The organism is Rhizobium lentis, assembly GCF_017352135.1.
GTDB classification, from domain to species: domain Bacteria; phylum Pseudomonadota; class Alphaproteobacteria; order Rhizobiales; family Rhizobiaceae; genus Rhizobium; species Rhizobium lentis.
Genome location: NZ_CP071455.1, coordinates 38,876 through 56,429, shown reverse-complemented (window position 1 = coordinate 56,429; position 17,554 = coordinate 38,876). Strand labels below are relative to the sequence as shown.

Sequence of the window (17,554 nt, the reverse complement as noted above, 5' to 3'; positions counted from 1 at the left end):
AGGCGGGCAACGGCCGCGGGACTTAACCGATGGTCGGTGCCGCCGCTTCTCAATAGCCAGGCGCGTAGTCCAGGCCGCCGTCGATTTGGGCTGGGCGCCCGTCTAGGAAAAGCTCGTCGATGCGCGGCGCCGAGCGGGCGACGATCTTGCCCCGACGAATCACCGCCAGCCGGTTCGGCTTCAGCCGCAGCGCTTCCAGCGTATCGCGCGCCTGGAGGATGACGAGATCGGCGTTGCATCCTTTCTCGATACCATAGCCTTCAAGCCCCATCGTCCTCGCCGAATTGACGGTCAGTGCATCGAAGATCTTCTTCTTGTCCTCGATGCCGGCCATCTGCGCCACATGGATCGCCATATGGCCGACCTCCAGCATGTCACCGGACCCCATCGAATACCAGGGATCCATGACGCAATCGTGCCCGAAGGAAACGTTGAGCCCGGCATCCATCAGTTCCCTCACTCGGGTCATGCCGCGCCGTTTCGGATAGGTATCGTGCCGTCCCTGCAGCATGATGTTGATCAGCGGATTGGGGATGACGTTGATCTCGGCCTCCGCCATCAGCGGGATGAGCTTGGAGACATAATAATTGTCCATCGAGTGCATCGAGGTCAGGTGCGAGCCGGCGACACGTCCCTGCAGGCCGAAGCGGATGGTTTGCGCAGCCAGCGTCTCGATGTGGCGCGAGAGCGGATCGTCGGTTTCGTCGCAATGCATGTCGACCGGCAGGCCGCGATCGGCGGCGATGCGGCAGAGCGCCTCGACCGACGCCGTGCCGTCACCCATCGTCCGTTCGAAGTGAGGAATGCCGCCAACGATGTCGACGCCGATATCGAGGGCGCGGTTGAGCGCGTCGATCGCGCCTGGCGAGCGATAATAGCCGTCCTGCGGGAAGGCGACGAGCTGCAGATCGATATAGGGCGCGACCCTTTCGCGGACCTCGATCATCGCCTCGACCGTTACCAGCCTCGGATCACTGGTATCGACATGGCTGCGGATGAAAAGCAGGCCTTGCGTCACCGCCAGATCGCAATAGCGCAGCGCGCGATCGACAAGTTCTTCCTTCGTCACGATCGGACGCAGCTCGCCCCACAGCGCAATGCCTTCGAGCAGGGTACCGGAGATATTCATGCGCGGCAGGCCGAGCGACAGGGTGGCGTCCATATGAAAATGCGGATCGACGAAAGGCGGGCTGACCAACCTGCCGGTGGCGTCGATTTCTTCGCCCGCCTGCGCCTGGAGGTCACGCTCGACGGCAGCGATCCTGCCGCGCTGAACGCCGATGTCGATGCCGGTACGGCCATCGGGGAGATTTGCGTTTCTGACAATCAGATCGAACATCGGAGCCTCATTTGATGTGAACGGTCTCAGCGCTCGCCGCGACGATAAGGCTGCATCAGCGCCTGCGGAACGCGGGCGCGGCGGGCCATGACGGCAAGCGCGGCGATGGAGAGGATATAGGGCGTCATCAGGAAGAGCTGATAGGGCACGAGCCCGCTCAGCACGGTTTGCAGCCGAAGCTGAAAGGCATCGAAGAAGGCGAAGAGCAGGGCGCCGAAAAGCGCGCGGCCCGGACGCCAGGAGGCGAACACGACCAGCGCGATGCAGATCCATCCGCGCCCCTGGACCATCGTCGGGAAGAAGCTGTTGAATGCCGATAATGTCAGGAAGGCGCCGCCCATTCCCATCAGCGCGCTTCCGGCCACCACCGCGCCGTAACGCACTTTCATCGGGTTGACGCCCTGGGCTTCCGCCGCATGCGGGTTCTCGCCGGTCATGCGGATCGCAAGCCCCACCGGCGTACGGAAGATGATGTAGGCCATCAGGAGAGCGATTAGGATCGCGAGATAGGTCGGCGCGGTCTGCGTGAAGAAGGCCGGGCCGATGAACGGCAGCGTCGAGAGACCAGGAATGGCGATCGGTTGGAACGGCACGATGGTGGGCGGCGTATTGGCTAGCGGCACGATCAGCCGGAAGACATAATAGCTGAAACTCGAAGCAAACAGCGTGACGCCGAGGCCGGCAACATGCTGGGAGAGGCCGAGCGTCACCGTCAGCCCCGCATGCAGCAGGCCAAAGACGCCGCCTGCGATCGCAGCAATCAGCAGGCCGGTCCAGAGGTCGGCGCCGTGATAGACGGAAATCCAGCCGATCATCGCCCCGAAAGTCATGATGCCTTCGATGCCGAGATTGAGCACGCCGGCCCTTTCGCACAGCAGGGCGCCGAGCGTGCCGAAAATCAGCGGCGTGGCGATCCGCAGGATTGCCGCCCAGAGGCCGGCGGAGGCAATGATATCGAACAATTGCATCATCGCCGGATCCTGTATTGCGTGAAGAACAAGGCGATCAGCATCGTCAACAGCGACAGCGCCACCGTGACGTCGGCGATATAGGTCGGGATGCCGAGGCCCCGGCTCATGCCGTCCGCGCCCACGAACATGGTGGCCGTGAAAATTGCGGCGAAGACGACGCCGAGCGGATTGAGATTGGCAAGCATCGCGACGACGATGCCGGCATAACCGAAACCCGGTGATAGATCGGTCGTCACGTAACCCTTGACGCCCATCACCTCGATTGCTCCGGCAAGTCCCGCCAGCCCGCCTGACAGACAGGCGACCTTCACCAGTGTCCTGCCGAGCGGGACGCCTGCGAAGACCGCGCCGGCGGGATTGAGGCCGGCGGCGCGGGACTGCATGCCGAACACCGTTCGCGATTGAACGAGATGGACGACAAGGGCCAGAGCGATCGCGATCGCAAAGCCGATATGCAAGCGCGAGCGGGCGATCAGCTTCGGCAGCATGGCGTGATCGCTGACGGATTGCGATTGCGGCCAGCCGAAGGCGAGCGGATCCTTGAGAACGCCGTCAATCAGCATCGAGACGAAAAGCACGGCGATGAAGTTCAGGAGCAGGCTGGTGACGACCTCATCGACGGAAAAGCGCAGCCTGAGCCAGAGCGGAACCAGGATCAGCACCATGCCGGCGATGGCCCCGATCAGCAGCAGGAGCGGAATGAGGATCGGAGCGGGAAGATTGCCGAGGAGTTTCGAGCTTGCCGCCGCAACGGCGATGGCGCCGAGATAGAACTGCCCCTCGGCGCCGATATTCCAGAGTCGCGCCCGGAAAGCGACGGCAGCAGCAAGTCCCGTCAGCATCAGCGGCGTTGCCCGCGTCAGCGTTTCGGTCACCGATAGCCGCGAGCCGAAGGCGCCGGTGAGGATGCGCCAATAGGCATCAAGCACGGGCGCACCGGCGATCGAGATCAAGATGCCGGCGAGCGCAAGCGCCGCGATGACGGCGATAACAGGCGTGACGATCAGCAGGTAAAGCGGGCGGTGCTCGCGGCGCTCAAATCGCATGGCCGGCCTCACGGGTCTCTTGCCATTCACCGGCCATCATCAGCCCCAGCCTGCGGGCGTCGGCGTCTTCGGCCTCGACCGGCGGCGACAGGCGGCCGCCGACGATCGCCTGTATGCGGTCTGCAAGCGCGATCACCTCGTCGAGATCCTCCGAGATCAGCAGCACGGCGGTGCCCTGCCGGCGGGCTTCGAGCAGGCGTGCGTGCACAGCGGCGACGGCACCTTCATCGAGCCCCCGGGAAGGCTGCGCGGCAATCAGAATGCGCGGCCGCCGATACAGGCTGCGCCCGAGAATGAGTTTTTGCATATTGCCGCCGGAAAGCAGCCGTGTGCGGCTTGCCGGGCTGCCGCCGCGAACGTCGAAGCCGTCGATGATCTCCCTGGCGAAAGCCATGCCGGCCCTGCGATTGACGAGACCACGGCGCGAGAAGGCCGGCGAGGCGATACGCTCCAGCACGGCGTTTTCCCAGATCGCCATTTCCCCGATCACGCCCTCGTGGTTGCGATCCTCGGGAATGCGGCCGATGCCGGCTTCGACGACATCGGCGACGCCAAGATTGCCGACGATTTCCCCGAACAGCGTGAGGTCGCCGGCACTGCGCGCCAGCGTGCCGGACAGGAGATGCGCCAGCGCCGCCTGACCATTGCCCGAAACGCCGATGATGCCGAGGATCTCTCCCTGGTGCAGCCGGAAGCTGATCGATTTCAGCCGGTCGACACCGCCGGTGCGCACCGTCACACCGGCAGCTTCGAGTGCAACGGCGCCCGGTGTCGATGGTTCTCGCACGGGCCGTGTTACGCGCCGCCCGACCATCAATTCGGCAAGCTCCGCCTTGCTGGTTTCCACCGCCCGGCGTTCGGCGACCATCTTGCCTCCGCGCAAGACCACGATGCGGTCGGCCGCCGCCATGACCTCCTCGAGCTTGTGCGAGATGAAGATCAACGACAGGCCCTGGCGGGCCATTTCCTTGAGTGTCGTGAACAGCCGCTCGGCTTCGATGTTGGTCAGCACGGCCGTCGGCTCGTCGAGGATCAGGATGCGGGCGTCGTTATAGAGCGCCTTGAGAATCTCGACGCGCTGCTGCTCGCCGACCGAGAGGTCGCCAAGACGAGCATCCGGGTCGACCCTGAGGCCGAAGCGCTCGGAAATTGCCAGGAGCTTCTTGCGCGCCGTTGACGTTGCCGAACGCCAGGACCACAGCCCTTCCGTGCCGGTCATGACATTTTCGAGGACCGTCAGATTGGGGGCGAGCGAAAAATGCTGGTGTACCATCCCGACGCCGGCGCGGATCGCCGCGCGCGGCTTGCCCTGCGGCACCTCCGCGCCATCGATCAGGATTCGGCCGGCATCCGGCGTGTAGTGGCCGAAAAGGATGCTCATCAGCGTCGTCTTGCCGGCGCCGTTTTCACCGAGCAGCGCCACGATCTCGCCGCTGGCAAGGGTCATGGAAATATCGTCATTGGCGAGATTGGCGCCGAAACGTTTGCTGACGCCGACAATTTCCAGAACCGGCCCGGTCATCACGGCAGCCCCGCCACCGGAAAACGATGCTGCCATCGCGCCTCAGCCTCCAGGCGTGCCGCAAGCGACAGAAGGCGCCGCTCGTGACCCATCGGCATCATCAGTTGCACCGGCAGCGGCATGGCATGCTCATCCTGTCCGAAAGGTAGCGTCAAAGCAGGGAAACCCGAAATATTGGCGAGGCAGGCAAGCGGCGCAAATGCCGCCATGCGTTCGAGATGCAGATACGTGTCGGCATGATCGGACGGAAAGGAGCCGATCGCAAGGGGCGCGGACGCAAGCATCGGCATCAGGATGCAGTCGACCTTGTCGAACAGCGCCCAGAATGCATGGCTCACCAGAACGGCGTCGTGCAGCGTGTTCCAGAGCATGGTCGCCGGAAGCGCCCGCCCGCGCGCCGCGAAAGCCTGCGTCAGAGGCTCGGCCCTGCTTTCCTCAAGCCCCGCCGTCTCGATGAGCGCGGAAAGGTTGACGGACACGATATCGGCAAAGGCGCGGCTGCTGGCGGCGACGTTCCATTCGAACTCGGCCCAAGCCAAAGGAAGGATGACGTGTCCATCACGCTGCAATATGCGCGCCGCGTCTTCGACGGCGGCGAGCCGGCTACCTTCAGTCGGATGGACCGGCCCGGTATCGGTCAGCAGCCCGATCCGCAAACGGCCGCCATCGATTTCGGCAGGCAAGGGATCGGGAACGGGTCCGCGCGAGTTGCCGCTGAGCCGGCTGAAAATTAGCGCCGTATCCCGCACCGAGCGGCAGACCGCCAGTTCGCTCGCAATACCGCCGAGGTGGTTGCCGAAGGATGGCCCGCCGGGAATGGCGCCGCGGGTCGGCTTCAGCCCGACAAGGCCGCAACAGGCGGCAGGTACACGGATCGAGCCGCCGGCGTCGGTTGCATGGGCGATCGCTACGATCCCGGCCGCAACCGCTGCCGCCGCACCGCCGGACGAACCGCCGGCGGTACGGGCCGGATCGAGCGGATTGCGACAGACGGGCCCGATCGCCGGTTCGCTGGCGAGCGAAAGACCGAATTCCGGACTCGTCGTCAGGCCGAACGGACAGAAGCCGGCATCACGGAACCGGGAGGCGAGGTCGGAATCGGCGTCGCCGCCCTTTCTTTCGAACAGGCGCGAACCCGCCCTCACCGGCAGTCCTCGAAAAGGACCGCCAAGATCCTTCGCCAGGGTCGGCACGCCGGCAAAGGGCCGCGCAGAAAAACGATCGGGAGCGATCCGCCGTTCCCGGTCGCGGTCATGCGCCGAGGCGAGACCCATGGCACGATCGAGATAGGCAATTGCGCCGAGCGGCTCCTGCCGGGCGGCCATAGCGATGGCGGCCTGCATCGCTTCCGCAGCGCTCAGGCTGCCATGCCTGATCGCTGCCGCCAGCTCCGTTGCGTCGCCCTGCATCGACCGAACTACTTCGGCTCGTCCATCATCTTCGGAACTTCGAATGTGCCGGCCTTAATCTCGGCGCGCTTGGCTTCCATCGCGGCTTCCGCCTCAGCGGGCGCCACGCCCTTGACGAAGACGATATCGCTGCCGCCTTCCTTCATCAGGCCGTAAGACGTGTAGTTCCTGCCGACCGGTTTGCCGGCGGCGACATCGGCGATCGCCGCATTCAGGATCGGGCGGAAATACCACATGGCGTTAGCGAACACCGTATCCGGATAACGTGGCGTATAATCGATCAGCGAGCCGATCGACCTGATGCCGCGTTCCTTGGCGGCATCGGCCGTGCCGATGCGCTCGCCGAACAGAATGTCGGCGCCGGCGTCGATCTGGGCAAGACCGGCTTCGCGGGCCTTCGGCGGATCGAAGAAGGTGCCGATGAAGGAGACGAGGTGCTTCGCATCCGGATTGACAGCCTTGACGCCCGCGGCAAAGGCGTTGATCAGCATGTTGACCTCCGGGATCGGGATGGCGCCGACTGAACCGACGACGTTCGACTTGGTCATCTTGCCCGCCAGCATGCCAGCCAGATAGGCGCCGTCGTGGTTCCAGGTGCCGAAGACACCGAAATTGTCGCCGGCCTGCTCGCCGCTCGAGCCCAGTACGAAAGCCGTGTCGGGGTAGTCGGCCGCGACCTGCCGGGCCTCCTTCTCTACGGCATAGGCTTCGCCGATGATCAGCTTGTTGCCCTGTTCGGCATATTCGCGCATGGCACGCGGATAATCGGTGCCGGAGACACCTTCGGAGAACACATATTCGATGACGCCGTCCTTGGCGGCGTCCTGAAGGGCCTTATGAAGACAGGAATTCCAGGCATTTTCGACCGGCGACGCATGAATGCCGGCGACTTTCAGCGGAGCGGCGGCCCTCGCGCGCGGGGCGAAGCTGCTGACGCCGAGCGCAATGCCCGATGCGATCACTGCTCGGCGTGAAATCAGCATGTCTTTGGTCATTGATTGTTCCCCTTTTTTACCATCTGGTTCAAAAATCATAGTAGCGCCCAAAAAGGTGTCAAGCTCAGAACCGGCTTAAAAAACAGGCTGATGGCCGCCGCAACGAGGAAGGAACGAGGGCTTGGCGCGACGACATTGGCGGGATATGCATGGAGCATTGGGTCGGGGAAAATGAGAATGGGTGAAGAAGAGGACGCCTCGGGGCGACCGATCGCGAGCCGGTCGTCGTCCTGGGCAACCGGCATGAGCGCATGGGTGGCGCGTACCGGTGTCACGCCGAACAGCATCTCGCTTTTCTCGATCCTGTTTGCCGGCATCGGCGCAGCGCTCATTCTGCTCACGACGCAAACGATCGCGATGATCGGCGCGGCGGTTTCGATGCAACTGCGGCTCGTCTGCAATCTGCTTGATGGCCTTGCCGCCCAGGCTATCGAGACCCTGGCCTCGCGCAGCCATTGGTCGCTGCTCATCACCTCCGTCACTATCGCGGCCGGAAGTCTCGTGACCTGCATCACGCGCACGATAAACCTCAGCCGTTCCCTGGAGAGATCATGATCGCGCTCGTTCGTCGCCTTCTCGTGCTACTCGTCCGTATTGTGGTCGGCGCCCGAAGCGAATGGCGGGGCTGCGCCCCCGATCCGATCCGCCGTATTTATTTCGCCAATCACAACAGCCATGTCGATACTGTCGCCGTCATGGCCGCCCTGCCGTGGCCGGTGCGGCGGCTGACCCATCCCGTCGCGGCGCGCGATTATTGGGGAACCAACGCCTTTCGCCGTTTCATCGCGGAAAAGGGCCTGCGTGCTGTCCTGATAGAACGCAAGCCTTTGCCGGACAGCAATCCGCTCGCGCCGGTCGAGCGCCTGCTCGAGGAGGGGCGCTCCGTTCTAATCTTCCCGGAAGGAACGAGAAGCTCCAACGACGAGATCGCCCCGTTCCGCAGCGGCATCTATCGCCTCGCCTGCCGTTTTCCTGACGTTGATCTCGTACCGATCCATCTCGACAATCTTCAGCGCATCCTGCCGAAGGGAAGCTGGCTGATCGTGCCGATCACCTGCACGGCGCGCTTCGGCAAGCCGCTGCGCGTCGAACCGGGCGAGGAAAAGGGAGCGTTCCTGGCTCGCGCCCGTGCCGCGGTCATCGACTTGGCTGGCGGAGGGCACACGGCATGACCAGCTTCTTCTCCATCGTGCTGGCCGCGATCCTCGGCCTGCTGGCGGTCGCCTCCGCCATCGGTTTCATCCTGCAGCGGCGCGCGACCGAGGCCGGCTCCGTCGCGACCGTCCAAAACCTCAACGCCCGTATTCGCTCCTGGTGGATCATGGTCGCCGTCTTCGGCGGCGCGATCCTGCTCGGCGATACGGCGGTGGTCATCCTGTTCGCCTTTCTGTCCTTTATGGCACTTCGCGAATTCTGGACGCTGACGCCATCGCGGCGCGGCGATCACCTGGCGCTGTTCCTGTCCTTCTTCGTTGTGCTGCCGGTGCAATATGTGCTGCTCGGAACGTTATGGTACGGGCTGTTTGCAATCTTCATCCCGGTCTATGCCTTCCTGATCCTGCCGGCCGTCGCAACCCTGACGGGCGACGTCAACGAATTCCTGGCGCGGACCGCCAGGGTGCAGTGGGGATTGATGCTGACCGTCTATTCGATCAGCCATGCGCCGGCGCTGCTGATGCTGCAGACCGGCACGCCGTCGGCGCTGCTTCTCGTCTATCTCGTCATCGTGGTGCAGCTCAGCGACGTCTTCCAGTATGTCTGGGGCAAGCTCTTGGGAAAGCACCGCTTCTCGCCGAACATCAGCCCGTCGAAGACGCTCGAAGGGCTGATTGGCGGCGGCGCCTCGGCCATCCTGGTGGGAACGTTGCTCTATCGCCTGACGCCGTTCTCACCCCTGCAGGCAGCAGCCATCAGCACGGTCATCGTCGTCGCGGGCTTCTTCGGCGGCTTCGTGCTCTCGGCCATCAAGCGCGATCTCAACGCCAAGGACTGGGGCTATGTGATCGAGGGCCATGGCGGCGTGCTTGACCGGTTGGATTCCATTACCTTCGCATCACCGCTGTTCTTCCACATCGTCCGCTACTGGTTCACGACATAGGCGTCGCGCGTGATCGTGTTAAACGCGATCGAGTTCCTCGAGGCTCTCGAACAGCCGGCGCTGAACGTCGCGCTCCTGCCTGCCGATGGCTGTCATCAGCCTGCCCATCGTTCCGCGCAGCCCGTGCAATTCGTCTACCAGTTCCATGACGACATCGACCCCAGCGGCGTTGACACCCATATTGCCCATCAGATCCAGAATGAGCCGCGCGCGGGCAACGTCAACGTCACGAAACTGCCGCCGTCCGCTCGACGTCTCAGGGATCAGCCAGCCCTGTTCGATCCAGAAATCGAGTTGGACGACATCGATTTTCAAGTAAAGACGGAATTCGAGATCATCCATGATCAGGCCTCCATGTTCTTTCTCGGATCGTATGGATGTGCGCTCGCCCAATCCTTCACCATGGACGTCAGTCGTTCGTCGGGGCGATCGGGCAATACGATCTTCAACGAGACATAGACATCGCCGTGTCCACCGCCGCGTTTCGGAACCCCCTTGCCTTTGAGACGCAGCACTTTCCCGGTGTTGGAATGAGGCGGCAGCGCCAGGTTGACGGGTCCGGACGGCGTCGGCGCCCGGACTTTGCCGCCGAGCACGGCTTCGCTGAGCGAGATCGGCAGTTCCAGGCGAATATCGTCGCCATCGCGCGTGAAGAAGTGATGCGGCCGTACTCTGATCTCGATCAGCGCATCCCCCGCCGGCCCGCCTCCGATACCGGGTTCACCCTTGCCGCGCAGCCGCAAGGTCTGGCCGTCGCGGGTTCCCGGTGGGATCTGCACCTCGAGCGCGGGACCGTTGGGAAGCTTGACCTCGGTTCTGGTGCCGTTGACGGCCTCGAGAAAATCGACCTCCATGGAGAAACGCCGGTCCTGGCCATGGCTGCGCGCCCGGCCACCGCCGGTACGGCGCGAGAAGAAGTTCGCAAAGATATCATCGGCGTCACCGAAGTCGGCGAAGCCGGCGCTGTTGTGATAGGGATCGCCGGGGCCGCTCGTCGAGGCATAATCACGATAATAGCTGCGCTGGGCCCGCTCGGCGCCCGACATATCGATCTCGCCGCGATCGAAGCGACCGCGCTTTTCCTCATCGCTCAGGATCTCGTAGGCGGTCGAAATTTCCTTGAACTTATCCTCCGCCTTTTTGTCGCCTGGGTTGAGGTCGGGGTGAAGTTTCTTGGCAAGCTTGCGGAATGCGCTCTGAATATCCTTCTGCGTTGCATCCCGCTTCACGCCCAGAAGCTCATAGGGATCCTGGCTCATGCATATCTCCGGTCGGGGCAGTGAGTACTGCTGGTTGGGTTGGGAAAGATATAGGTTGTCGAGCCGCCGCCGGGGAGGGGATGCCGATCAGCGTGCAAAAGCCGATCATGCCATGCTCGGCGGGAGCCCGCCAGAGATCAGAGCAAAGCGGCATCGTCTGCCGCTCGCGACGAGCCTTCATGCCCGTGACGAGGCCGTCGATCGATCAGAACCGAGCATTCGGCGTGGCGCACGACCTTCTCGACGATCGATGAAAAGACATAGTCGGTGATATCGGGCACGTGGGACGACAGCAGGATGAGATCAGCCGCTCTCTCCGCTGCGACCGACACCAGCAGCGAGGCGGCAACGCCGATGCGGACCTCAATCCTCGCCGGGACGCCCAACTCCTTGCAACACGATGCAAGTTTCTGCTCGGCATCGATAATGGCAGCCCTCTCGAATTCCTCGGGAATGTCAGTCAGGTGACGGTCCGGGATATTCTCGACCACATGAATGACGATAATGGTTCCGCCGTCGTCCAGCAGCGCCGCAGCCCGGCGCAACAGGCGGTTTGCCGTCTGTCGCGATCCCATGCCGATGCCGCAGATGATCGTGCGATACATTGAGCCTATATCCTCGAAGGCGAGCCATTTTCGTCATCATAGCGCTATCGACAGCGCCTGCTTTGACTAAAGTCAAGCCGGACTGCCGCGGCAATGTGGTTTCCACCCGAACGGCGTCTTCGACGAAAGCAACGCGATCGGGCGGGCAATCCAGCGAGCATCCACGATGCGGCCATGGCTTAAAGGTAGGCTTGGCCCGCAGGATCCGCGTCGACCCGGCCCAGCCTGACATTGCCTGTCACGACGCCGATCTCGTGGGCCCATGCTATCGCCACCGTCTGACATGGTCGACCAGTGCCCGAAGCTTCGGAGGCAGATTGCGCCGGCTGGGATAATAAAGAAAGAAGCCGGCAAAGGGAGGGCAATACTCCTGAAGGAGAGGAGCCAACTGACCAGATTCGACATAGGGTTTGAAGGTGTCCTCCATCCCGAAGGTGATCCCGCCGCCGGCACAGGCTGTGCGGATCATAAGCCACATGTCGTTGGTGGTGATCTGGGGGTCGACAGCCACGTCGAACTCGCGGCCATGCTGGCCGAATTCCCAACGATAAGGTGCGCTGTGTGGCGCTGGACGCCAGCCGATACAACGATGCGACGAGAGCTCTGAAGGATGTTCGGGCTTGCCGAAACGTTCAATGTAGGACGGCGCAGCGAAGGCGCCCTGGCGCTGCTCGCCCGACACCGGAACGGCAATCATATCCTGATCAATGACTTCGCCCAAACGTACCCCCGCATCATAGCCTTCCGCAACAATGTCGAATTCCTCGTCCGTGACGGTCACGTCGATCTGAATAGTGGGAAAGGTGTCCGCGAAGCGGGCCAGAAGCGGCCCGGAGATAAACTGCTCGGCGATAGATGACACCGCCAGCCTCAACAGTCCGCCCGGTGCGCTGTCGCGGTCCGCGGCCGCGTCGAGCGCCAGTCCGACTTCCGAAATAGCCGGCGCCACCCTCTGATACAGTTGTTCACCGGCCTCTGTGAGACTGACACTGCGCGTCGTGCGGCGCACGAGCGCGACGCCCAGCCGGTCCTCCAGACGGCGGATGGCCTGGCTGACCGCTGGCCGTGTGACGCCCAAATTCTCCCCGGCCACGCGAAAGCTCCGCGCTTCGGCGACTGCCAGAAAAACAGAAATGCCATTCAGGTCGATCGCCATTGGTTAGATCTATTTACCAGAGTGGTCATTATTGGGCAAGTTGTTCGGCCTTATCGATACGCCTACGCTGCGACTGACCGTTCAAACGACGCGAGGCCTGTCGACGGCGCACGCAGCTTCATTGCTGATCGAGGGGTCTTAGCAAGCTCTCAGCAACAGGAAAGGACTGATACCATGACCATTCTTCCGACACGCCAGTGGATCGCAGGCGTAAGCCGGACAACTCTGATCACACTGGCATTGCTGTCGCTCGCCCTGCCGGGTGCAGCCATTGCCACCACCGCGGCAACGCAGGCGCAGGCCCCTGACAGTTCCGCGATCGAGCAGCGGAACAGGGCTATCGTCGAAGCCGCCTTCGAAAAATGGCGTGGTGGTACCTACGTCTTCGCGGAACTACTCGCTCCCGACGTCGTCTGGACGATCCATGGCTCCGGGCCGGTCGCCGGCACCTATCGCAACCAGAAGGACTTTATCGAACGGGCATCGCGTCCTCTGACCAGCCGTCTCGCGACGGCGATCATGCCGGAGGTGCACAACATCTTTGCCGATGGCGACACGATCATCATTCGTTTTGACGGAACCGCGACCACAACGTCGGGCGCGCCCTATCGCAACCAGTTTGTCTGGATATTCAAGATGAAGGACGGCCTCGTCGTCAATGCGGAAGCCTTCCTGGACCTCGTTGCCTATCAGCAGGTTGTCGACAACAACGCTCCGCGCGCTCAATGACCGACGGCCGCGGTTTTGGCACCGCGCACCCATGCGCTATCGCCTCCAAACCGAGAATAGCAACGCTTAGAGGAGCCCCGACCATGCGACAGCCGTTTGCAGCACTCATCACCGCGGCCACCCTTTCGATCCAACCCGCAGAAGCACAGGAGACCAATTTGCAGCCGAACCATCCTTACGTTGGCATGTGGGTCACCGACGACAACCGTGTTCGCCATGAACTTCTGCCGAGCGGGCGTTATGTCGAGGCCCGCGGTCAGCGCGAGCGTGCCTATGAAGGCCGCTACGAAGTCGACGGGACGCATATCGAGTACTGGGACGACACCGGCTTCACCGCCGACGGCGATTTCGTCGATGCGAACACACTGCACCATGGCGGCATGATCTTGCGCCGCAAGCCAGCGACGCCTTGACACATTGGGCGAGCATCCGCGGTGCGGAAACGGTTCAAAGCGATGGGTGCCGCAGGTCCTCCTGAATCCTCTGACAGGTCCGGACGCCACGCAGCGTCGCCCCGTCATCGTGCCCTGTCCACCTCTCGCAGGAGGTCGATGAAGGCCCGTAACGGGGACGGCACGTGCCGGCTGCGCGGGTAATAGAGCGCCAGACCAGGCGTCGGCGGACACCAATCATCGAGCACGGTCGCGAGTTGACCGGACGCCAGAAACGGCCGTGCGAAATATTCCGGCACATAAGCAATGCCACGGCCGTCCGCGGCCGCCTGCACGAGAAGATCATTGTCGTCGAGGGTGAGATTGCCCGGTGCGTCGATTGCGACTTCGGCGCCGCGCTTTGAGAACTCCCAGCGATAACGCTTTCCGCTAGGCAGACGTTGGCGGATGCAGCAATGCGTAAAAAGGTCGTCGGGCGTATCCGGTCTTGCTCTGCTCTCGAGATAGGACGGCGCTGCCACGGCAATGAAACGCACGTCGCCGCCGAACTTCACCGCGACCATGTCTTTCGGGACGGTTTCCAGCAAGCGTATTCCAGCATCGAATCCCTGTTCCACGATATCGACGAGTCGACCTTCCGAAACAAGATCCAGCTCGACGTCGGGATAGAGATCCATAAAGCGCGGCACGACCTCTTCGAGGAGAATGCGGGCGCCGCTCTTGTTTGCATTGATCCGCAGTGTGCCGCTCGGCGTGCCGCGCTCCTCCGACAAGGTATCGAGCGCCTGATCAAGATCCTGAAGAACCGGATCGAGGCGCGCAAGCAGGCGAGCGCCGGCCTGGGTCAGCGACACGCTGCGGGTCGTCCGGTTAAAGAGCCGCACGTCCAGTTTTGCCTCCAATCCGATGATTGCGTGGCTGAGAGCCGAGCGCGAAACGCCCATGACGTCGGCAGCTCTGTGAAAGCTCTGGTGACTGGCCACCGCCGCAAAGGCGGCGAGATCATTCAGACTGGGACGCATCATTCGTGAATCAACCTCACCACGGCATCTCAAATTGAAGATCTTATATCACCAATATGGCTGTTTTACATTGCAAATGAACAGATCAGGAGTTCACATGCCAAAGACATGGTTTATCACCGGCGCTTCCTCGGGGCTCGGTCTCGAGATGACGCAACAGCTGCTCACGCAGGGACACAACGTGGTCGCAGCGATTCGCCGCGCGGGGGCGCTGACGAAACTTGCGCAGGAATACCGCGAACGCCTGGATATCGTTCAGCTCGATCTGGTCGAGCCGGAGCGCATTGCCTCGGCCGTCAGAGACGCATTCCAACGGCACGAGCGGATAGAGGTAATCGTCAGCAACGCGGGCTATGGCCTGTTCGGTGCTGCGGAAGAGCTCACGACTGAAGAGATCGACCGGCAGATCGCCACCAACCTTGCGGGATCCATCCATCTCATCCGTGCCGCGCTGCCCCTTCTTCGAAAACAAGGCGGCGGGCGAATCGTCCAGGTTTCCTCCGAGGGTGGGCAGATCGCCTATCCAGGCTTCAGCCTCTATCACGCAACCAAGTGGGGTATCGAGGGCTTTGTCGAAGCCGTGGCACAGGAGGTGGCTCCTTTCGGCATCGACTTCATCATTGCCGAGCCGGGACCGACCGGCACCAACTTCGGAGCCAATCTCGTCCGCGCGAAGCCGATGGATGCCTACGACGAAACCCCTGCCGGGGCCGTTCGCCGGCCGATCACCGACGGCAGCTTCGAGATCAAGGGGGATGCCGCGCGCACCGTGGCAGCAATCATATCAGCCGCCGAGAGCAGGACGCCGCCATTGCGGCTGGCGCTGGGTAGCACGGCCTATTCCTCCATCTCACAGGCGCTTTCCGCACGCCTGTCTGCCCTTGAGGCGCAGCGGGGAGTGGCGAATTCCGCCGACAGGCAGGATCTGTGAACCGCAACAGCGATCTGCAAACACGGACCTCATGCAGGAAGGAGACAACATGTCCATTCGATCAATAATATTGGCTCTCGCCCTCAGCGTCTCGTCTTCTGCCTTCGCGCAGACAGCCGCAGAAAACCAAGTCGTAGGCACCTGGCGGATGATGTCGGCGACGATCAATCCCGGCGGCAAAAATATCTCTGCCTATGGACAAAAGCCCCACGGTCTTCTCGTCTTCACCCCCGACATGCACTTCGTGGAAGTGCTGACCGACGCCGGCATCCCACGGTTTGCATCCAACGCTCGCGGCGAGGGGACGGATGATGAAAATCGCATGGCCATGTCACGCAGCATCGGATTTTTCGGAACCTACACCGTTGATGAGAAAGGAGAATTCAGCGGCAATCGTGTCGAAGGGTCTACGTTCCCGAACTGGGTCGGCAGCGTACGAACACGTGAGGATTTGCGACTGGTCGTTGAAGGCGACCGCATGACCGAACAATTCCGCAGACCGGAAGGTACTGAAATCAGGATTGAATGGCAGCGGGTCAAATGAGTCACCGGAGGCCAGCTCTCTGAATGAGGTTCGACCGCGCCGAGCTTCTGTCCTTCGGCCATGACCAAAGCGAAGCTGAGCTATCTGGAGGAAGAAAACCATGCTCTTCAATCGTCGTTCCATGTTCAAGGCGGGGGCCGCCGTGAGCTATCAATTTCTGATCTGATGCCGTCCGCGACGAGTGGCTTGGCCCTTTCGCTATAGGGGTCACGAACGAAGGCGCGAACTCCCCGGCCTGCTTCCCGATGCACCGATGCGGTTCGGCGCCCTTCGACGCGGCGTTCCCGATATCTCGCAGCGTATGCTGACCCTTACTCTTCGCGATCTTGAGGGGGACGGGCTAGTAGCACGGCACTATTACACCGAACTGCCACCACGCAGTATGAGCTGACCGATCGCGGAAAATCGATGCTGAAGCCGCTTGCGGGATTCACCGATCGGACGCGCGACACATGGCAAAATATCGAAGCCTCGCGTAGGAAGTTCGATGCCGCCGAACAACGCCGGATTTAGAAGGAGCGCCGATCTGCTTCTACCAAGCTGCTGGCCAAATCACCGCGCGTCGAAGGCATTCTTCGCCTTCCAGTCGTAGCTCCTCATGTAATCAAGGAACGCCCGCATGGCGGCGCTCGGGAGGCGGCGACTGGGGTAGTATAAAAACCAGTGTGGCAAGGTGGGGCTCCAGTCGGAGAGAAGCTCCACCAGCCGGCCGGTTTGGACATGCGGCTCGGCGTAGTCATCGAAGACATGGGCGATTCCTCTGCCCGCCAGTGCAGCTTGCAGTTCATTGTGCGCGGAACTGACGGTCAAACGGCCCGTGGGGGTGACCTCGATTTCCTCGCTTCCTTCGGCGAACCGCCAGGTGACAAGCGTGCCACCAGGGAAACGACGCTTTATACAGTCGTGACCAACGAGTTCGTGCGGCGTCAGCGGTTGACCGCATCTCTTGATATAGTCAGGCGAAGCGACGATTGCATAGCGAAGCGCGGGTCCAATCGGCAGCGCGATCATGTCTTGGGCCAGCTGCTTGCCGAACCTGACGCCGGCATCGAAACCCTGTTCCACGATATCGATGACGGCCGCATCGCTGATGATCTCGATCTTCACCTCGCGATAGGTATCCATAAAGTCGAATATCATCGGGCAGAGGACATGATCGACGGCCGGTGCCGGTGCGTTGATCCTGAGGGTTCCGGATGGGCTATCGCGCAATTCATCGACCTCTGCGATGGCGAGCCTGATGTCGCTCAATGCAGGTGCCAGACGTTCAAGAAGGCGCTGGCCAGCCTCTGTCGGAAACACGCTCCTCGTCGTTCGATTGAGGAGCCGGATACCAAGAGCCTCTTCCAGAGCATTCATCGTTTGGCTCAAGGCAGATGAAGATACGCCTCGCTCGAGTGCTGCTGCACGGAAACCGCCACAACGTACGATGGCCACGAAGACATCGAAGCTGTCTAAGCGAATTGGATCCATTGAGAAGTATTTCTAACCAACGTGATAAACTTAGCGCAGGTTATCAGACCAATCGACCCATGT

20 protein-coding genes are annotated in these 17,554 nt (G+C 62.1%); 8 read left to right on the top strand and 12 right to left on the bottom strand.

The genetic code is table 11. From position 1 onward, the window contains the following. Nucleotides 1-49: 49 nt before the first annotated feature. The 6 genes from J0663_RS22445 to J0663_RS22420 are packed head-to-tail and all read right to left on the bottom strand — an operon-like array spanning nt 50 to nt 7,282. Nucleotides 50-1,339, bottom strand: a complete 1,290-nt coding sequence (locus J0663_RS22445; RefSeq protein ID WP_207244996.1) for an amidohydrolase family protein — start codon at nt 1,337-1,339, stop codon at nt 50-52. Nucleotides 1,340-1,365: 26 nt separating this feature from the next. Continuing rightward, nucleotides 1,366-2,310, bottom strand: a complete 945-nt coding sequence (locus J0663_RS22440) for an ABC transporter permease (RefSeq protein WP_207244993.1) — start codon at nt 2,308-2,310, stop codon at nt 1,366-1,368. Continuing rightward, nucleotides 2,307-3,356, bottom strand: coding sequence for an ABC transporter permease (locus J0663_RS22435; RefSeq protein WP_207244992.1), 1,050 nt, complete (start codon nt 3,354-3,356; stop codon nt 2,307-2,309). Before J0663_RS22435 ends, J0663_RS22440 begins: the two co-directional genes overlap by 4 nt. Next, complete coding sequence (locus J0663_RS22430; protein WP_207245463.1) at nt 3,346-4,878, bottom strand: ABC transporter ATP-binding protein; 1,533 nt, start codon at nt 4,876-4,878, stop codon at nt 3,346-3,348. Before J0663_RS22430 ends, J0663_RS22435 begins: the two co-directional genes overlap by 11 nt. Continuing rightward, nucleotides 4,878-6,287 carry an amidase gene (locus J0663_RS22425; RefSeq protein WP_207244991.1) on the bottom strand — a complete coding sequence of 470 codons (1,410 nt, stop codon included), beginning with the start codon at nt 6,285-6,287 and terminating at the stop codon, nt 4,878-4,880. Before J0663_RS22425 ends, J0663_RS22430 begins: the two co-directional genes overlap by 1 nt. 8 nt (nt 6,288-6,295) lie before the next feature. Continuing rightward, complete coding sequence (locus J0663_RS22420; protein WP_207244990.1) at nt 6,296-7,282, bottom strand: BMP family protein; 987 nt, start codon at nt 7,280-7,282, stop codon at nt 6,296-6,298. Nucleotides 7,283-7,459: 177 nt separating this feature from the next. On the opposite strand from J0663_RS22420, the gene J0663_RS22415 reads away from it, so the two are divergent. From J0663_RS22415 to J0663_RS22405, 3 genes are read left to right on the top strand one after another with little or no spacing between them, the layout of a single operon-like run. Next, entirely contained in the window at nt 7,460-7,837 is a 378-nt protein-coding gene (locus tag J0663_RS22415; RefSeq protein ID WP_207244989.1) for a hypothetical protein, read from the top strand. Beyond that, the gene (locus J0663_RS22410) at nt 7,834-8,454 is read left to right on the top strand and encodes a lysophospholipid acyltransferase family protein (protein ID WP_207244987.1); all 621 of its coding nucleotides are present in this window, start codon (nt 7,834-7,836) and stop codon (nt 8,452-8,454) included. Before J0663_RS22415 ends, J0663_RS22410 begins: the two co-directional genes overlap by 4 nt. Then, a complete protein-coding gene (locus tag J0663_RS22405) occupies nt 8,451-9,380 on the top strand; it encodes a phosphatidate cytidylyltransferase (protein ID WP_207244986.1) in 930 nt (309 codons plus the stop codon). The genes J0663_RS22410 and J0663_RS22405 overlap by 4 nt, the downstream gene beginning before the upstream one ends. Nucleotides 9,381-9,398: 18 nt before the next feature. On the opposite strand, the gene J0663_RS22400 is transcribed toward J0663_RS22405, so the two are convergent. The 4 genes from J0663_RS22400 to J0663_RS22385 all read right to left on the bottom strand — a co-directional run bounded on the left by J0663_RS22400 (nt 9,399) and on the right by J0663_RS22385 (nt 12,400). After that, nucleotides 9,399-9,722, bottom strand: a complete 324-nt coding sequence (locus J0663_RS22400) for a chaperone modulator CbpM (RefSeq protein ID WP_207244985.1) — start codon at nt 9,720-9,722, stop codon at nt 9,399-9,401. A 2-nt stretch (nt 9,723-9,724) separates the two neighbouring features. Next, a complete protein-coding gene (locus J0663_RS22395) occupies nt 9,725-10,639 on the bottom strand; it encodes a DnaJ C-terminal domain-containing protein (protein WP_207244983.1) in 915 nt (304 codons plus the stop codon). 137 nt (nt 10,640-10,776) lie between these two features. After that, nucleotides 10,777-11,244 carry a universal stress protein gene (locus tag J0663_RS22390; RefSeq protein ID WP_207244981.1) on the bottom strand — a complete coding sequence of 156 codons (468 nt, stop codon included), beginning with the start codon at nt 11,242-11,244 and terminating at the stop codon, nt 10,777-10,779. A gap of 265 nt (nt 11,245-11,509) precedes the next feature. Further along, nucleotides 11,510-12,400: a LysR family transcriptional regulator gene (locus J0663_RS22385; RefSeq protein ID WP_207244980.1), complete on the bottom strand. Its 891-nt coding sequence runs from the start codon at nt 12,398-12,400 to the stop codon at nt 11,510-11,512. Nucleotides 12,401-12,574: 174 nt separating this feature from the next. Between J0663_RS22385 and J0663_RS22380 the strand changes: the two genes are divergently transcribed. Together J0663_RS22380 and J0663_RS22375 are read left to right on the top strand one after the other, a co-directional pair. Then, nucleotides 12,575-13,129 (top strand): nuclear transport factor 2 family protein, encoded by a 555-nt coding sequence (locus tag J0663_RS22380; protein ID WP_207244979.1) that lies wholly within the window; start codon nt 12,575-12,577, stop codon nt 13,127-13,129. 83 nt (nt 13,130-13,212) lie between these two features. Then, nucleotides 13,213-13,542: an Atu4866 domain-containing protein gene (locus tag J0663_RS22375; RefSeq protein ID WP_092586163.1), complete on the top strand. Its 330-nt coding sequence runs from the start codon at nt 13,213-13,215 to the stop codon at nt 13,540-13,542. A gap of 104 nt (nt 13,543-13,646) precedes the next feature. Here the strand turns inward: J0663_RS22375 and J0663_RS22370 are convergent, their stop codons facing one another. Further along, complete coding sequence (locus tag J0663_RS22370) at nt 13,647-14,546, bottom strand: LysR family transcriptional regulator (RefSeq protein WP_207244978.1); 900 nt, start codon at nt 14,544-14,546, stop codon at nt 13,647-13,649. Between the two features lie 94 nt (nt 14,547-14,640). Here J0663_RS22370 and J0663_RS22365 point away from each other — a divergent pair, with 94 nt between their 5' ends. From J0663_RS22365 to J0663_RS31745, 3 genes are all read left to right on the top strand, one after another. After that, entirely contained in the window at nt 14,641-15,474 is an 834-nt protein-coding gene (locus tag J0663_RS22365) for an SDR family oxidoreductase (RefSeq protein WP_207244977.1), read from the top strand. 49 nt (nt 15,475-15,523) lie between these two features. Continuing rightward, entirely contained in the window at nt 15,524-16,018 is a 495-nt protein-coding gene (locus J0663_RS22360) for a lipocalin-like domain-containing protein (protein WP_207244976.1), read from the top strand. A 253-nt stretch (nt 16,019-16,271) separates the two neighbouring features. Beyond that, on the top strand, nt 16,272-16,409 hold the full coding sequence (locus J0663_RS31745) for a winged helix-turn-helix transcriptional regulator (RefSeq protein WP_311043558.1): 138 nt from the start codon (nt 16,272-16,274) through the stop codon (nt 16,407-16,409). Nucleotides 16,410-16,570: 161 nt separating this feature from the next. On the opposite strand, the gene J0663_RS22350 is transcribed toward J0663_RS31745, so the two are convergent. Next, nucleotides 16,571-17,491 carry a LysR family transcriptional regulator gene (locus tag J0663_RS22350; RefSeq protein ID WP_207244975.1) on the bottom strand — a complete coding sequence of 307 codons (921 nt, stop codon included), beginning with the start codon at nt 17,489-17,491 and terminating at the stop codon, nt 16,571-16,573. Nucleotides 17,492-17,554: the final 63 nt, after the last annotated feature.

Coding starts and splice junctions, on each gene's coding strand:
- J0663_RS22445 (WP_207244996.1), bottom strand. CDS start 1,339: ATGTTCGATCTGATTGTCAGAAACGCAAATCTCCCCGATGGCCGTACC.
- J0663_RS22440 (WP_207244993.1), bottom strand. CDS start 2,310: ATGATGCAATTGTTCGATATCATTGCCTCCGCCGGCCTCTGGGCGGCA.
- J0663_RS22435 (WP_207244992.1), bottom strand. CDS start 3,356: ATGCGATTTGAGCGCCGCGAGCACCGCCCGCTTTACCTGCTGATCGTC.
- J0663_RS22430 (WP_207245463.1), bottom strand. CDS start 4,878: ATGACCGGGCCGGTTCTGGAAATTGTCGGCGTCAGCAAACGTTTCGGC.
- J0663_RS22425 (WP_207244991.1), bottom strand. CDS start 6,287: ATGCAGGGCGACGCAACGGAGCTGGCGGCAGCGATCAGGCATGGCAGC.
- J0663_RS22420 (WP_207244990.1), bottom strand. CDS start 7,282: ATGACCAAAGACATGCTGATTTCACGCCGAGCAGTGATCGCATCGGGC.
- J0663_RS22415 (WP_207244989.1), top strand. CDS start 7,460: ATGGGTGAAGAAGAGGACGCCTCGGGGCGACCGATCGCGAGCCGGTCG.
- J0663_RS22410 (WP_207244987.1), top strand. CDS start 7,834: ATGATCGCGCTCGTTCGTCGCCTTCTCGTGCTACTCGTCCGTATTGTG.
- J0663_RS22405 (WP_207244986.1), top strand. CDS start 8,451: ATGACCAGCTTCTTCTCCATCGTGCTGGCCGCGATCCTCGGCCTGCTG.
- J0663_RS22400 (WP_207244985.1), bottom strand. CDS start 9,722: ATGGATGATCTCGAATTCCGTCTTTACTTGAAAATCGATGTCGTCCAA.
- J0663_RS22395 (WP_207244983.1), bottom strand. CDS start 10,639: ATGAGCCAGGATCCCTATGAGCTTCTGGGCGTGAAGCGGGATGCAACG.
- J0663_RS22390 (WP_207244981.1), bottom strand. CDS start 11,244: ATGTATCGCACGATCATCTGCGGCATCGGCATGGGATCGCGACAGACG.
- J0663_RS22385 (WP_207244980.1), bottom strand. CDS start 12,400: ATGGCGATCGACCTGAATGGCATTTCTGTTTTTCTGGCAGTCGCCGAA.
- J0663_RS22380 (WP_207244979.1), top strand. CDS start 12,575: ATGACCATTCTTCCGACACGCCAGTGGATCGCAGGCGTAAGCCGGACA.
- J0663_RS22375 (WP_092586163.1), top strand. CDS start 13,213: ATGCGACAGCCGTTTGCAGCACTCATCACCGCGGCCACCCTTTCGATC.
- J0663_RS22370 (WP_207244978.1), bottom strand. CDS start 14,546: ATGATGCGTCCCAGTCTGAATGATCTCGCCGCCTTTGCGGCGGTGGCC.
- J0663_RS22365 (WP_207244977.1), top strand. CDS start 14,641: ATGCCAAAGACATGGTTTATCACCGGCGCTTCCTCGGGGCTCGGTCTC.
- J0663_RS22360 (WP_207244976.1), top strand. CDS start 15,524: ATGTCCATTCGATCAATAATATTGGCTCTCGCCCTCAGCGTCTCGTCT.
- J0663_RS31745 (WP_311043558.1), top strand. CDS start 16,272: ATGCGGTTCGGCGCCCTTCGACGCGGCGTTCCCGATATCTCGCAGCGT.
- J0663_RS22350 (WP_207244975.1), bottom strand. CDS start 17,491: ATGGATCCAATTCGCTTAGACAGCTTCGATGTCTTCGTGGCCATCGTA.